At 75.8% G+C, this 14,303-nt stretch carries 15 protein-coding genes and 1 pseudogene; 6 read left to right on the top strand and 10 right to left on the bottom strand.

The genetic code is table 11. The annotated features are described in order from the left end of the window. Window positions 1-453: pseudogene (locus OO48_RS38690) on the bottom strand (hypothetical protein); the annotation flags it as partial. A 304-nt stretch (window positions 454-757) separates the two neighbouring features. Here OO48_RS38690 and OO48_RS31185 point away from each other — a divergent pair. Then, window positions 758-1,258 carry an SsgA family sporulation/cell division regulator gene (locus OO48_RS31185; RefSeq protein ID WP_051733213.1) on the top strand — a complete coding sequence of 167 codons (501 nt, stop codon included), beginning with the start codon at window positions 758-760 and terminating at the stop codon, window positions 1,256-1,258. On the opposite strand, the gene OO48_RS39110 is transcribed toward OO48_RS31185, so the two are convergent. The 3 genes from OO48_RS39110 to OO48_RS31170 all read right to left on the bottom strand — a co-directional run bounded on the left by OO48_RS39110 (window position 1,177) and on the right by OO48_RS31170 (window position 4,130). Next, on the bottom strand, window positions 1,177-2,574 hold the full coding sequence (locus tag OO48_RS39110; protein ID WP_063830781.1) for a GAF domain-containing protein: 1,398 nt from the start codon (window positions 2,572-2,574) through the stop codon (window positions 1,177-1,179). The two genes, OO48_RS31185 and OO48_RS39110, sit on opposite strands and share 82 nt — an antisense overlap. Window positions 2,575-2,781: 207 nt before the next feature. Next, the gene (locus OO48_RS31175) at window positions 2,782-3,765 is read right to left on the bottom strand and encodes a M56 family metallopeptidase (RefSeq protein ID WP_033222415.1); all 984 of its coding nucleotides are present in this window, start codon (window positions 3,763-3,765) and stop codon (window positions 2,782-2,784) included. Next, window positions 3,762-4,130, bottom strand: a complete 369-nt coding sequence (locus OO48_RS31170; protein WP_033222413.1) for a BlaI/MecI/CopY family transcriptional regulator — start codon at window positions 4,128-4,130, stop codon at window positions 3,762-3,764. The genes OO48_RS31175 and OO48_RS31170 overlap by 4 nt, the downstream gene beginning before the upstream one ends. A gap of 185 nt (window positions 4,131-4,315) precedes the next feature. Here OO48_RS31170 and OO48_RS31165 point away from each other — a divergent pair, with 185 nt between their 5' ends. From OO48_RS31165 to OO48_RS31145, 5 genes are all read left to right on the top strand, one after another. Next, window positions 4,316-4,954 (top strand): phosphatase PAP2 family protein, encoded by a 639-nt coding sequence (locus OO48_RS31165; RefSeq protein WP_033222411.1) that lies wholly within the window; start codon window positions 4,316-4,318, stop codon window positions 4,952-4,954. Window positions 4,955-5,073: 119 nt separating this feature from the next. After that, window positions 5,074-5,586 carry a pyridoxamine 5'-phosphate oxidase family protein gene (locus tag OO48_RS35550; protein WP_051733211.1) on the top strand — a complete coding sequence of 171 codons (513 nt, stop codon included), beginning with the start codon at window positions 5,074-5,076 and terminating at the stop codon, window positions 5,584-5,586. 136 nt (window positions 5,587-5,722) lie between these two features. Then, window positions 5,723-6,844, top strand: coding sequence for a TIGR03364 family FAD-dependent oxidoreductase (locus OO48_RS31155; RefSeq protein WP_033222409.1), 1,122 nt, complete (start codon window positions 5,723-5,725; stop codon window positions 6,842-6,844). Window positions 6,845-6,877: 33 nt separating this feature from the next. Next, entirely contained in the window at window positions 6,878-7,567 is a 690-nt protein-coding gene (locus OO48_RS31150; protein WP_033222407.1) for a phosphonatase-like hydrolase, read from the top strand. A gap of 109 nt (window positions 7,568-7,676) precedes the next feature. Further along, the gene (locus OO48_RS31145) at window positions 7,677-8,942 is read left to right on the top strand and encodes a glycoside hydrolase family 3 N-terminal domain-containing protein (protein WP_033222405.1); all 1,266 of its coding nucleotides are present in this window, start codon (window positions 7,677-7,679) and stop codon (window positions 8,940-8,942) included. A gap of 193 nt (window positions 8,943-9,135) precedes the next feature. Here the strand turns inward: OO48_RS31145 and OO48_RS31140 are convergent, their stop codons facing one another. Genes OO48_RS31140 through OO48_RS31115 form a run of 6 tightly spaced genes read right to left on the bottom strand, consistent with a single transcriptional unit; the run spans window position 9,136 to window position 14,248 of the window. Continuing rightward, on the bottom strand, window positions 9,136-9,456 hold the full coding sequence (locus tag OO48_RS31140) for a DMT family transporter (RefSeq protein ID WP_033222402.1): 321 nt from the start codon (window positions 9,454-9,456) through the stop codon (window positions 9,136-9,138). Further along, window positions 9,456-10,118: an HAD family hydrolase gene (locus tag OO48_RS31135; protein ID WP_033222400.1), complete on the bottom strand. Its 663-nt coding sequence runs from the start codon at window positions 10,116-10,118 to the stop codon at window positions 9,456-9,458. Before OO48_RS31135 ends, OO48_RS31140 begins: the two co-directional genes overlap by 1 nt. A gap of 59 nt (window positions 10,119-10,177) precedes the next feature. Further along, window positions 10,178-11,257: an ABC transporter ATP-binding protein gene (locus tag OO48_RS31130; RefSeq protein WP_033222399.1), complete on the bottom strand. Its 1,080-nt coding sequence runs from the start codon at window positions 11,255-11,257 to the stop codon at window positions 10,178-10,180. Between the two features lie 23 nt (window positions 11,258-11,280). Continuing rightward, on the bottom strand, window positions 11,281-12,108 hold the full coding sequence (locus tag OO48_RS31125; RefSeq protein ID WP_033222398.1) for an ABC transporter permease: 828 nt from the start codon (window positions 12,106-12,108) through the stop codon (window positions 11,281-11,283). Next, entirely contained in the window at window positions 12,096-13,064 is a 969-nt protein-coding gene (locus OO48_RS31120) for an ABC transporter permease (protein WP_033222396.1), read from the bottom strand. Before OO48_RS31120 ends, OO48_RS31125 begins: the two co-directional genes overlap by 13 nt. 8 nt (window positions 13,065-13,072) lie before the next feature. Next, on the bottom strand, window positions 13,073-14,248 hold the full coding sequence (locus OO48_RS31115; RefSeq protein ID WP_033222394.1) for an ABC transporter substrate-binding protein: 1,176 nt from the start codon (window positions 14,246-14,248) through the stop codon (window positions 13,073-13,075). Between the last annotated feature and the right edge of the window lie 55 nt (window positions 14,249-14,303).

Raw genomic sequence — 14,303 nt, 5'->3', positions numbered from 1 at the left:
GGGGGAGGGGGTCGGCGAGGGGGCGGCCGAGGTGGCCTGGGCGGGGCGGACCGGGGGCGCGGGGGTGGTGGCCTCCGTCGGGTGGATGCCGTTGCCGCCGCCGCTGCCCGGGGTCCTGGACGGGGCCGGGGAGGTGGCGCCGCCGCCGGCCGTCGCGGGGGCGGCCTGCACGGTGGTGGCCGGGGCGGGGGTGGTGGCGGCCTCGGTGGGGGTGGCGTCGGGGGTGGGGGCGGGCGGCCCGCCGACGGTCACGCCGACCCGGCGGCCGACCTGCTGCTGCTCGTTCAGCAGCCAGGTGGTGGCCAGGCTGATGCCGATCACCGTGGACATCGCCATCGCCGCGCCGGAGAAGCGGATGGTGGGCAGCCGCAGCCGCCCGCCGAAGGGCCCGGGCCGGCCGTGCCGTGCCGAACGGCCCGCGGGTACGGGCCTGGAGTGTTCGCGGAGCGCCACCGGGCTCCCCTTCCTGGTACAGGACCGCACGCGACGCCACACCCCGTGCGCGGCCCGGACGGGCCGGACGAACGGGGCGGGAGGGACGAGACTACCAGCGGTCTGACGGACCGCCAGATGCCGGGTGAAACCCGACGGCCAAATCGAGTCCCTTGCCGTGCGGGCGAGTTGGAGTGCGGAGGTGGTGCCGGTGGCGCCCCGGGCGGGCCGCCGCGATCCACCGTGCAACCCCCTGCAACCGTTGCGGGCGGCCCGTGCGCCGGAGCACGCTGGGACGGTACCCAGCCGCTTCGGAGAGATCGTCATGCCGTGCGACCCGCTGTCCGTCCCTTCCGACCACCCGCTCGCCGCCACCCCCACGGGCGGCGAGCGGAGCGGAACCGCCGTGCCCCCCTCGGTGGTGGAGGAGGTGCTGGTGCTGCGGATCGCCCTGGACCAGGACCTGGTCGGTGAGGTGCGCACCCGTTTCCGGTACGCGGTCTCCGCGCCGCACGAGGTGCGCCTGACCTTCCACCTGGGGCGTCCCGACGAGGCGGACTGGGTCTTCTCCCGCGACCTGCTGCGGGACGGGCTGCAGTCGCTCAGCGGCCAGGGCGACATCAAGCTGTGGCCCGCGCACTGCCCCTGCCACGGCGCGACCCTGCACCTGGCGCTGGAGTCCCCGCACGGCAGCGCCCTGCTGGAGGCGTCCCGGCCGCAGGTGGAAGCCTGGCTGGAACGCACCTACGCCGTGGTGCCGGACGGCAGCGCCGCCGAACTGCTGCCCAGCGACGAGGAGTTGGCCGAACTGCTGGCCGACGGCTGAGCGCCGCCGCCCCGGCCGGGCAGCCGCAGCAGGCCGCGCGCCAAGTCCGCCCGCAGCAGCCGCACGGTCGGCGAGTCCGCCCCGGGCAGCAGGTCGTACGGGTCGTCCGGGCCGAGCACGGCGGCCTCGGCGCGGGACGCCAGCCGGTACGGCCTGGCCTCCAGCAGGGCGCCCAGGTACCTTCGCAGCCGGGAGAGTTCGGCGCGGACGGTGACGGTGCGGGCCGGGTCGGCGAACAGCGCCTCGGCGAGCTGCGCGGCGCTCAGGCCGTCCCGGTGCAGGGCCAGCAGCAGGAGCAGTTCGGCGTGCCGGGGGCTCGGCGCGTGCGACCAGGCGCCCGCGCTGCCGCGCACCCGTAGCTCGGGGCTGCCCGGGCGGCGCAGGTCCAGTTCCAGGGCGGCGGACTCGGCCTGCTCGGCGAGTTCGGCCGGACGCGGCGCGGCCGGGCGCACCAGCCAGCCGTCGGCCAGCGGCTCCACCGCGCACTCGCCCAGCGTCGGCACCCAGTGCACCCCGCCGGCGCTCCAGCTCTCCGGCGGCAGCGCCAGCCGGGGCGGCCCCGGCACGCCGGTCGCGGCGGCCGTCCAGCCCGAACCGTCCACCACCAGCGCCGGGCCGCCGAACCGGGCCAGCAGCGGCACCGCGACCGTCCGCAGCCGGTGCAGCGCCTCCAGGTGGCCGGCCCGCAGTTCGGTCTCGGCGAGCCGGGCGGCGGTCAGCACGAGCTGCCGCAGGTACGGGTGGCTGGCGGAGGCCGGGCTGCTGAGGTTGACCACGCCCGCCAGTCGGCCGGTGCGCGGGTCCCGGATCGGGACGGCCGCGCAGGTCCAGCCGTGGTGGCTGCGCAGGTAGTGCTCCACGGAGTGCACGGTGCTGGCGCGGGCGGTGCGGGCGGCCAGGCCGATGCCGTTGGTGCCGACCGCCTCCTCGGACCAGAGCGCGCCCGGTTCGAAGCCGAGCGCGTCGGCGTCGCGCTTCAGGCGGGGCTCGCCGTCCCGCCACAGGACCCGGGCCTTCGGGTCGGCCACCGCGAGCACCACCGGCGAGGTGTCGTCCGGCGGGAACAGCGTGGAGCGCAGCGCCGGCAGCACCTGCTCCAGCCCGGTGGCCCGGCGGGCCTCCTCCAGCTCGCCGGGCGCCAGCCGGGCGGCCGCCCGGGCGCGTTCCGGGTCCAGCCCGAGGCGGCGCAGGCGCTCCCAGGAGTCCCCGATCTCCGGCCGCAGGGCGGCCGGTCCGGCCGGTTCACGCGTCCGGGCCTCGGAATACCGACCGATCGGTCGGGTGAGGGGCGGGCCGCCGCCGCTGATCCGCCGCACGCCATCCCCCTCCTCCGGTCCGGTTGACAGCGTAGGGGGTTCGACGGGGACACGCCGGAGCGGGAAAAAGAGTCGCCCACGGCCCGCAACATGATGCAGACTGGTCGGTTTCCCGTTTCCGCGGGAGGAGTCGCGGGGGCAGGTGCGCCGGCGGCTCCGGATGCTGCTCCCGGGCCCCCGCTCCGCCCCCTCGTCCGCCGGGAAGCGTCAGCCGGTGGGGTCGCCCTGGGCGGTTTCGACGGCCCGGTGGAAGTCGTGGCCGGCCTCGGCGGTGGCGCAGGTGGTGGCGGTGAGGCAGCCGGCCAGGGCGAGGGCGGCGAAGGCGCGCAGGGCGTGGTGGGGGTGGGCGGGAGCGGCGAGGAGGGCTCGGACGCGGCGGGGGACGGGGCCGGCGGTGGCGGCCAGGCGAGGGCTCCGGGCGGGGGCCGGGGCCGGGGCGCGGGCGGCGGCCAGGGCGGCGCGGCCGATCGCGCGGGCGGTCAGGGCGCGGTCGCCGACCTCGGCGGCGGCGCGTTCGTCGGCCCAGCGCTCCAGGTGGTAGCCGAGCGCCGGGCGCAGCGGCCGCAGCGCGGGGTGGCAGGCGGCGGCGTACTCGGTGGCGGCCAGCAGCAGGTGGTGGCGGCCGGACAGGTGGGCGCGTTCGTGGGCGAGCAGGGCGGCGCGTTCGGGGCCGGTGAGGGCGGCGAGCATGCCGGTGGTGGCGACGATCCGGGGCGGGCGGCCGGGCAGGGCGTACGCGTCGGCCCGGTCGTCGGTGAGGACGGTGAGGGCGGGGGCGGCCGGGCCCGGACGGCGGACCAGGGCGCGCAGGCCGGCCGGGGCGTCGCCGGTGGCGGCGCGGGCGCGGCGCAGGTCGGCGTACTGGTGGCGGGCGGCGCGGGCGGCCAGGGCGCCGACGGCCAGCAGGGCGGTGGCGGCGAGGACGGCGGTGGGCGCCCACTCCGGGTCGGAGAGCCGGCCGGGGTGCCAGTGCGCGGGGGAGAGGTGGGCGAGGGCGGCGCCGTACGGCAGGTGCAGCAGGCCGGTGACGGCGAGCAGGCCGAGCGAGGCCAGGGTGGCGGCGCCGAGGGCGGCGGCGGTGGCGGCCAGGACGAGCGCGGCGGCGCGCGGGGCGAGCTGTTCGGCGAGCCGGCGGGCGAGCGGGGCGGCCAGGAGCGGCAGCAGCAGCGGCGCCCAGACGGCGAGCGTCACGGCTGCTCCCCGAGCAGGTCGCGCAGCAGGCGCTCGTCCTCGTCGGAGAGGTCGGAGACGAAGCGGGCCAGCACGGTGGAGCGGTCGCGGCCGCGTTCGAGCTCGGTGCGCATCCGGCGGGCGGCGAGGCCGTCGGCGTCCTGGACGGTGGGGGTGTAGGCGAAGGCGCGGCCCGCCTTGGTGCGGGCGACGGTGCCCTTCTCGTGCAGCCGGGCGAGGATGGTGGCGACCGTGGTGCGGGCGAGGTCGGCGGTGACGGCCTGCTGCACCTGCTGCGGGGTGAGCGGCCGGTCGGCGGCCCAGAGGGCGGCCAGGACCTGGGCTTCGAGCTCCCCCGCGGGCCGGCGGGCGGGCGTGTCCGTCATGTCGCGCGAACCTCCGGGATTCGTCTACAGTCCTGTCGACGTCTACACGACTGTAGACGTTGGGGCGCGTCCCCGTGCGGACGCCCCCCAACGTAACGGGAGGTCCGCCAACCTTGCCCCTGACCCCGCCCCCCGGAGCCGCGAGTGAACCGTTCACCTCGCCCGTTCTGGTACATGTTGTCCCTGTGATCCCGAATGTTCATCCCCCCGCCCGCCTGCTCGCCTACGACGGCAGCGGCATCGACGGCGGCCTCTACACCCGGGTCACCGGGTGGGCCGAGTCCGCTCCGCACTGGTTCGACCAGCTCGTCAAGGAGTGGTCCGCCTTCGGTCTCGCGGTGTTCGCGCTGCTGATGCTGTGGGCCTGGTGGCGGGCCCGGGCCGCGGACTCGGCGGTGATGGCCCGGGTGCTGGCCGCGCCGCTGATCGTGGTCGTCGCGTACCTGGTCAACTCGGTGCTCAAGTCGCTGGTCGAGGAAGTGCGGCCGTGCCAGCAGATCCCGGCCACGGTGCCGCTGGAGGCCTGCCCGCCGTCCGGCGACTGGTCGTTCCCGAGCAACCACACGGTGGCCGCGTTCGCCGCCGCCACCGCGCTCTGGTACGCCGACCGCAGGCTCGGCTGGATCGGACTGCTCGCCGCCGTGCTGATGGGCGCCTCCCGGATCTGGGTCGGCGCGCACTACCCGCACGACGTGCTGGTCGCCGCCCTGGTCGGCGTCCTGGTCGCGGCCCCGCTCGCGCTGCTCGCCGGACGGGCCGCGCCGCTGGTCGACCGGCTGCGCACCGGGCCGTTGGGCCCCGTGCTGGGGGCCGGAGCGGCCTGATCGGGCGGGGCGGGTCGGCCTCTTGTGCCGCCGCCCCGGGCGGGGGGAGCATGTGAGCCGGGCGGGGGTGGCCCCCCGCCCGGCTCGCTTTTTCCTGCAGCCGTGCGGAGGGACGTGCCATGCCGTACCGACTCGACGTCATCCAGGGGAACTGGCCCGCGGACGAGCTCGGGAAGGGGGTGGAGGGCCTGCTCGCCGACAGCACGGTGCTGAGCCTGGCCACCGCCGGCCACGAGCGCGGACCGCACGCCAACCTGGCCTTCTACGCGTTCGACTCCGACCTGGTGCTGTACTTCGTCAGCGAGCGCTCCACCCGGCACAGCCTGCACCTGGCCGAGGAGGCCAGGGCCGCCGCCACCGTCCACCTGCCGCCGCCCGCGTACGGCGAGCAGCTGCGCGGCATCCAGCTCACCGGCAGCGCGGGCGAGGCCTGGGGCCGGCAGGCCGAAGCCGCGCTGGAGGCGTACCGCGGCCGCTACCCGGCGTTCGCCGCCGACCCCGAGGTGGCCGCCCAGTTCCTGGAGGGGCGGGGCGCGGCCGCGCTGTACCGCTTCCAGGTGGAGGAGCTGACCGCCGTGGACGAGCCGCGGTTCGGACGGCGCGAGTACCTGCACGCGCGCGTCCTGCGGTAGGGGTGCCGCGCGGCGCCGGGGCGGGTGGCCGGGGCGGTCGGGACGGCCGGGTTGTATGGACAACTCTTGCGGGCGGTTCATGTCCGCGACGAGATCCGGACGACTGGCGGCCACCTCGGCGCCCGAGCCTGTCCGCATGAGAGTCATCGTCGTAGGAGCGGGCGTGCTGGGCACCATGCACGCCTGGCAGGCCGTCGAACGCGGCCACGAGGTCGTCCACCTGGAGCGCGAGAGCGAGGCCCGCGGCGCCTCCGTCCGCAACTTCGGCCTGGTCTGGGTCAGCGGCCGCGCCACCGGCCCCGAACTGGACACCGCGCTGCGCGCCCGCGAACTGTGGGAGGAGATCGGCGCCCGCGTCCCGGGCCTGTGGTTCCGCCCCAACGGCTCGCTCACCCTGGCCCGCACCGCCGCCGAACTCGCCGTCGCCGAAGCCGCCCTGAAGCTCCCCGACGCCGGGGCCCGCGGCTACCGGCTGCTCGGCGCCGACGAGGTCCGCGCCCTCAACCCCACGCTGCGCGGCGAGTTCCTGGCCGGACTGCACTGCGCCCGGGACGCCGCCGTCGAACCCCGCCCCGCCCAGCGCGCGCTGCGCGCCGCGCTGGAGGCCACCGGACGCTACACCTTCCTGCCCGGACGCGAAGTGCGCGACCTGGTCGGCGACCGCGCCGTCCGCGACGACCACGGGCAGCTGCACGAGGGCGACCTGGTCCTGCTGTGCACCGGCGCCTGGCTCGGCGGACTCGTCCGCGAACTCGCCCCCGACCTGCCGGTGCGCCGCGTCCGCCTCCAGATGATGCAGACCGACCCGCTCGGCGAGACGCTCACCACCTCCGTCGCCGACGGCGACTCCTTCCGCTACTACCCCGCCTTCGCCGGCCCCGAGCTGGACGCCCTGCGGGCCGGGCAGCCGCAGCCGCCCGTCGCCGAACAGCACCGGCTGCAACTGCTGATGGTGCAGCGTCAGGACGGCGGACTCACCCTCGGCGACACCCACGAGTACGACCAGCCCTTCGGCTTCGACGTGGTCGAGGACCCGTACGACCACCTCGCCGGCGTCGCCGAGGGACTACTCGGCCGCCCGCTGCCCCGGATCCGCCGCCGCTGGGCCGGCGTCTACGCCCAGTGCACCGAACCGGGCCTGATCGTCCACCGGCAGCGGCTCACCGACGGCGCCTGGCTGGTGACCGGGCCCGGCGGGCGCGGGATGACGTGCTCGCCGGCCATCGCCGAGACGACGGCCGACGCGGCCGGGCTCTGAGGGCCCCCGAAGGGGCCCGTCACACAGGTAAGGATGGACATGACCACACACGACGTGACCCTGGTGGTGCTCGACATGGCCGGCACCACCGTCGCCGACGACGGGCTGGTGGAGCTGGCCTTCGCCGCGGCCGCGCGTTCGCAGGGGGTGGAGACCGGGAGCCCCGAGCACGCCGCGATGCTGGCGCACGTGCGGGCCACCATGGGGGAGTCGAAGATCTCGGTGTTCCGGCACCTGTTCGGGGACGAGGACCGGGCGCAGGGGGCCAACCTGGTCTTCGAGGCCGCCTACGAGGGCTTGGTCGACCAGGGGCGCTGCGAGGCGCTGCCCGGGGCGGCCGAGGCGATCGCCGAACTGCGCGGGCAGGGGCGGAAGGTGGTGCTCACCACCGGGTTCGCGCGCACCACGCAGGACCGGATCCTGGACGCGCTGGGCTGGCGGGACGTCGCGGACCTGACGCTCTGCCCCGCCGACGCCGGGCGCGGCCGCCCGTACCCCGACCTGGCGCTGACCGCGCTGCTGCGCACCGGCACCGACTCGGTGCGGCAGGTCGCGGTGGCCGGGGACACCGGCTACGACATGCTCACCGGCGTCCGGGCCGGTGCCTCGGTGGTGGCCGGCGTGCTGACCGGCGCGCACGAGGAGGCGCGGCTGCGCGCGGACGGCGCCACCCACGTGCTCGCCTCGGTCGCCGAGCTGCCCGCGCTGCTGGCCGCCCGCTGACGGGCCGTCCGCTGACGGGGTGTCGACCCTGACCGCCGCCGCACGGCCCGGCGACGCCCCGGGCCGTGCGGTGCTGGTCCGGGCCGCTCCCGCGTGCTTATCTGAGGGCATGTTGCGGTCACTGCGTTCGCTCGGAGTGCTCACCCTCGGACTGACGCTGCTCACCGGCTGCGGCTCCGCCGGGAACGGCGGCGGCGCCCCGTCCGGGACCGCCGGGACGGCGACCGGCAGCGCCCGGCCGACCGGGAGCCCCGAGCCGGGCAGCCCGAGCCCCACGCCCTCCCCGAGCCCGAGTCCTACGCCGTCCCCGACCCCGTCCCCGACGCCCACCCCCGGCCGCACGCCCACGCCCGCGCCGACCGGCGGCGTCAGCGACGCGCGGCTGGCCGGGCAGCGGATCATCTACTCCTACCCCGGCACCACCGTCCCCGACGCGCTGCTGCAGCGGGTGCGCGAGGGCCGGGTCGCCGGGGTGATCTTCTTCGCCGAGAACGTCGGCGACGGCGCCACCGCGCTGCGCACCGCCGTCGACCGGCTGCGGGAGGCCGAACAGCAGAGCCCGGACCGGCGCCCGCTGCTGCTGATGACCGACCAGGAGGGCGGACTCGTCCGGCGGGTGCCCGGCGGGCCCGCGCAGTCCGCCAAGGACGTCGGCCGCTCCGCCGACCCGGCCGCCGCCGCCACCCGCACCGGCGGCGAGGCCGCCGCCGCGCTCGACCAGTACGGCCTCAACCTCAACCTCGCGCCCGTGCTGGACGTCTACCGCGCCCCCGGCGACTTCGCCGACTCCGCGCAGCGCTCCTACAGCACCGACCCCGCCGTCGTCGGCCGGCTCGGCTCCGCCTTCCTCGAGGCCCAGCAGGGTGCGGGCGTCGCCGCCACCGCCAAGCACTTCCCCGGCCTCGGCAGCGCCCCCGCCGGCGCCAACACCGACGAGGAACCCGTCACCCTGAACGTCTCGCTGAACCAGCTGCGCAGCGTCGACGAACGCCCCTACCGGGACGCGATCGCCGCCGGAGTCAAGCTGGTGATGTTCTCCTGGGCGGTCTACCCGGCGCTCGACCCCGGCACCCCCGCCGGGATGTCCGGCACCGTCGTCCGCGACGAGCTGCGCGGCCGCCTGAACTACCAGGGCGTGACCATCACCGACGCGATCGAGGCCAAGGCGCTCGACCCGGTCGGCGGCACCGCGAAGCGAGCCCTGGCCGTCGCGCACGCCGGTGTCGACCTGCTGCTCTGCTCCGGCCGCGACGTCGCCCAGGGCGACGCGGCCGCCGCCGCGCTCACCGCCGCGCTCGCCTCCGGGGAGCTCGACCGGGCCGACTTCACCGCCTCCGCGAACCGGGTCGACGCGCTGCGGGCATCGCTCGAGTAGGGCGGCGTTCGAGCAGGGCGGCGTTCGAGTAGGGCGTCGTTCGAGCAGGGGACCGCCCGGGCGGCGGACGGCCCTCCGGCCGGGGCTCCACCGCGGCGTCCTCCGGGTGGTCGGTCCGGTCGGGGGCGGTGCCGGTGGCCTCCCGGTGCAGGGCGGCCCGCCCCGGTCGGCTCCCCGTACGGGCGGGCCGGGGTCAGCGGGTGGAGCGCAGGTTGAGCAGCACCACGCCGGCGATCACCAGCGCGATGCCGCACCACTGGAGGCGGCCCAGCGACTCGCCGAAGAAGCCCGCGCCGATCGCCGCGACGGCGGCCGTGCCCGCGCCCGACCAGACCGCGTACGCGACGGAGACCGGGATGTGCCTGAGGGCGCGGCCGAGCAGGGTGAAGGACAGCACGTAGCCGACCGCGACGGCCAGGCTCGGCCACAGCCGGGAGAAGCCGTCGGTGAGCTTGAGCAGGCTGGTCGCGCAGACCTCACCGGCGATCGCCAGGGCGAGCAGCAGGTACGGCATCAGGGGGCGGCGGTGAGCGAGGCGAGGAACGGGAGGTCCGCGCGTTCCAGGCTGTCCAGCACGGTGGTGCCCGCGGCGGCCGGGATCGGGACGGCGGACGGCACCGCCAGCACCCGGCAGCCCGCGGCGCGGGCGGAGGCCACGCCGGTCGGGGTGTCCTCGACGGCCACGCAGCGGGTGGGCGCCAGGCCCAGGCGGGCGGCGGCGGCCAGGTACGGGTCCGGTGCGGGCTTGGTGCGGGCGGTGTCCTCGGCGGCCAGCGTGGTGGTGAACCGGTGCGGGGAGAGGGCGGCCAGGACGAGGTCGACCACCCGGCGCGGGGACGCCGAGACCAGGGCGGTCGGGACGTCGGCGGTGCGCAGTGCGGCCAGCAGCGCGAGGGCGCCCGGGCGGGGGACGATCCGGGACGCGACCTTCGCGGCGAAGGTCGCGTTCAGGCGCTCCACCAGGTCGGCCTCCGGACGCGAGGTGCGGCTGCTGCGGTGCAGGTGGGCGGCGGTGTGCTCGACGGCCCGGCCGAGGACGTCCGGGAGGTCGGCGTCGGTGAGCGTCAGGTCCAGCTCGGCGGCGAGTTCGGCCGCGGCCTGCCACCACAGGTGCTCGGTGTCGACCAGGGTGCCGTCCATGTCGAAGAGGACGGCGGCGGGACGGGGTGCGGGCATGGCGGTACCTCTTACGTGGGAAGACGCGTGGTCAGGGGCCCGGGAGGGCCCCTGGTTCCTCAGGCCCGGTCGACCAGGACGGGGCGGTCGGGGAGGGCGAGGGCGGCGCGGGAGCCCGGCGGGAGGGTGGCGGCGGTCTCGGTGGGGAGGTCCGACTTGACCTCGGTGCCGTCGGGGAGGCGGACGGTGAGGCGGGTGACGGCGCCGAGGAAGGAGGCGGCGACGACCAGCGCGGGGCCGTCCCCGGCGGGGGTGAGGGCGACGTGCTCGGGGCGCACCAGGACGTGCAGGTCGCCGTCGGCGGGCAGGGCGCCGTCCACGGGGTGGCGGCGGCCGAGCACCTCGACCCCGCCGCCGGCGGTGCGCGAGCACGGCACGCGGCTCATGGTGCCGACGAACTCGGCGACGAACGCGGTGGCCGGCCGGGAGTACAACTCCGAAGGGGCGGCGCACTGTTCGAGGCGGCCGGCGCGCAGGACGGCGACCCGGTCGGCCATCGAGAGTGCCTCCTCCTGGTCGTGGGTGACGAACAGGGTGGTGATGCCCAACTCCTGCTGGAGGCGGCGGATCTCCTCGCGCAGCGCGAGGCGGACCTTCGCGTCGAGGGCGGACAGCGGCTCGTCCAGCAGCAGGACGCGCGGCTGGAGGGCGAGCGCGCGGGCCAGCGCGATGCGCTGCTGCTGGCCGCCGGACATCTGGTGCGGGTAGTGCGCGGCGCGCTGCGGCAGGCCGACGAGCTCCAGCAACTCCTGGGCGCGGCGCAGCCGTTCGGACTTGCCGACGCCGCGCATCCGCAGGCCGAAGGCGACGTTGTCGGCGGCGGTGAGGTGCGGGAAGAGGCTGTACGACTGGAACACCATGCCGGCGTCGCGCCGGTGCGCGGGGATGCGGGTGATGTCCTCGCCGTCGACCAGCACCTCGCCGGAGTCGTGGGTCTCGAAGCCGGCGAGGATCCGCAGCGCGGTGGTCTTGCCGCAGCCGGACGGGCCGAGCAGGGCGAGCAGTTCGCCGGGGCGGACGGCCAGGTCGAGGCCGTCCAGGGCGGTGGTGGTACCGAACGTCCTTCGCAGCGAACGGAATTCGACGGTGGCGCTGCCGGTGGCGGCGTCCTCGGCGAGGGGGGCGGTGGCGGTGCTCATGGGTGGCGGTCTCCGGGGGCGTGTCAGGAGGTGGCGGCGGTCTGGTGGCGGCGCTCGCGGCCGGCGGCGGCCAGCAGGAGCAGCAGCACCCAGGTGATCAGCAGGCTGAGCACGGACACCGCGACGGACATCTGGCCCCGGCTGTTGCCGACCGAGTAGATCCACACCGCGAAGGGCTGGTAGCCGAGGATCGAGGCGGTGGTGAACTCGCCCAGCACCAGGGCCAGGGTGAGGAAGGCGGCGTTCAGCAGCGCGCCGCGCAGGTTCGGCACGATCGCCGAGACGACGGCCCGCGGCCAGCTCGCGCCGCAGTTGCGGGCGGCCTCGACCAGGGTCCGCACGTCCACGGCGCGCAGCCCGGAGTCCAGGGCGCGGTGGGCGAGCGGGAGCGCCATCAGGACGTAGGCGATGACCAGGACGAGCGGGAACTCCGGTTGCTGGACGAAGACGAAGGTCTGGAAGAAGGGGGTGTCCATCAGGTGGTCGGGGCCCCAGCGCAGCACGCCGATCAGGCCGGCGGTCAGCGCGACCGGCGGCACCACCAGCGGCAGGGTGCAGACCACTTCGAGCACCGGGCGGAGCTTGGGCGCGCCGATCCGGACCGCGATCATCGCGGGCACCAGCAGGAGCAGCAGCACCACGACGGTGACGGCGGCGAGTTCCAGGGTCAGCACCAGGCTGTCGGTGAAGCCGGGCGCGGAGAGCAGGCCGGTGTAGGCGTCGAAGGAGATGCCGTCGGCGTCGTCGATCGAGAACCAGACCGAGGCGGCCATCGGGACCAGGAAGTACAGGCCGGCCGGCAGCAGGACCGCCCAGCGCCAGAGCCGGGGACGGGGGTTCAGCTGAGCCATCGGGCGCTCCGGCGCTGGAGGGGCAGGTAGACGGCCATCACCAGGACGGCGACGATGATCATGTCGAGGCTGAGCGCCAGCGCCAGGTTGCCCTGGCCGACCAGCACGTTGCCGGAGAGCGCGTCGGCGATCTGGCGGCTGATCAGCGGGACGGTCGCGCCGACCATCGCGGCGGCGGTGGCGTACGCGGCGAACGCCGAGCCGAACAGCAGCACGAAGCCGCCGAGCAGCGAGGGGAACAGGATCGGCAGCGCGACGTGCCGCCAGTACTGCGGCGTGGTGGCCCGGTTGTTGCGGGCGGCCTCGCGCCACTGCAGGCGCAGGCCCTCCAGGGCGGGGGTGATGGTGAGCACCATCAGCGGCACCAGGAAGTACAGGTAGGTGACGGCCAGGCCGGTGAAGCTGTACAGCGACCAGCCGTGGTCGGTCAGGTGGAACGCCTTGGTCAGCTCGCCCGCGTTGCCGAGGGTGGCGACGAAGGCGAACGCCAGCGGCAGGCCGCCGAAGTTGGCGAGCACGCCGGAGGCGGTCAGCACCGCCTCGCGCAGCAGCCGGAACCGGGAGGTCAGCACGGCCTGGGCGATCGGGACGCCGAGCACGGTGCCGATCAGCGCGGTCAGTGCGGACAGCTTCACGCTGGAGACCAGCGCCGTCCAGTACGCGCCCTGCACCGAGTCGGTCAGGTTGGCGGTGGTGAACGAGCCGGCGCCGCTCTCGGCGTCGCTGGAGACGGTGAACGCCCCGGTGACGATGGCGACGGCGGGCAGGCCGAAGCCGACCAGGAAGAAGGCCAGCAGCGGCACGGTGGCCAGCCAGGCGCCGCCGCGCGGGCGGCGCCTGGTGGGTCGGGCGGTGGGTCGGGCGGCGGGGGGTGCGGTGGCGGTGCCGGGGGCGCCCGGGCCGCCGCTGGGGTCAGCGGCGGCCGGGGCCGGCACCGGGGTGGGAGCCGTGGTCATGTCGGTGATCAGCCCGCGATGGCCTTGGCCCAGTTGTCGGTCAGCACCTTCTTGGCCGCGTCGACCTGCTCCGGGGTCGGGAAGGTGGTGAACGGCTTCTCGACGGTCGGCAGCTTGGCCGCGGCGGCGGCGTCCAGGGTGCCGTCCGCCTTCATCGCGTCGAACAGCGCCGGGGTGGCGTAGCCGCCCAGGAAGCCGTTCTGGCCCTCGGCCGAGTACAGGTACTCCATCCACAGGCGGGCGGCCGCCGGGTGCGGGGCGTCCTTGTTGACGGCCTGGTTGTAGTACTGGGCGTAGGAGCCGTCGGAGGGGACGGACACCTGCCAGTCGATGCCCTTGCCCTTGAACTCGTCGGTGTAGCCCGCGTTCAGGTACGACCAGTCGATCGAGATCGGGGTCTCGCCCTTCTCGATGGTGGCCGGGGTCGACTCGACCGGGTTGAAGTTGCCCGCCTGCTTCAGCTTGGCGAAGAAGTCGATGCCGGGCTGGATGTCGTCCAGCGAGCCGCCGTTGGCCAGCGCGGCCGCGTACACGCCGCCGAACGCCGAACCGGACTTGGTCGGGTTGCCGTTCAGCGCGACCTGGCCCTTGTACTCGGGCTTGAGCAGGTCGGCGAAGGTCTTCGGGCAGACCGCGACCCTCTTGGCGTCGCAGCCGATCGACACGTAGCCGCCGTAGTCGTTGACCCGCAGGCCGGCCGGGTCCTTCATGGTGGCCGGGATCTTGTCGAAGGAGGCCACCTTGTAGGGGGCGAGCAGGCCCTCCTTGGCGGCGGACAGCGCGAACGCCGAACCCAGGTCGACGGTGTCGGGGGCGCGGTCCTGGCCCTTGCGGGACTTGATCGCGTTGATCTCGTCCTGGCTGGAGCCGTCCGGGTTCTCGTCCTCGATCTCGATGCCGTACTTCGCCTTGAAGTCGTCCATCAGCTTGCCGTAGTTGGCCCAGTCGCGCGGGAGGGTGATGACGTGCAGCTTGCCCTCCTTCTTCGCGGCGGCCACCAGGCCGTCCAGGCCGCCGAAGTCGGCCAGAGAGGTCGCGGTCCTCGCGTTCACCGTGCCGCCGCCGGCCTTGGCGGCCTCACCGGACTTGGCGGACGAGCCGGCGGAGCCGCAGGCGGAGAGGGAGAGCGCGGCAGCGGTCAGCGCGGCCGCGAGGGCGGCGGCGCGGTGGCGGTGCACGGTCACGGGAGGGTCTCCTGGAAGAAGTGGAGCGGCAGAGGTCATGAGGGGTGTCGCGCGG

Origin of the sequence: Kitasatospora phosalacinea (genome assembly GCF_000716545.1) — a bacterium.
Classification (GTDB): Bacteria; Actinomycetota; Actinomycetes; order Streptomycetales; family Streptomycetaceae; genus Kitasatospora; species Kitasatospora phosalacinea.
This window is presented reverse-complemented; position numbering and strand designations above follow the sequence as displayed.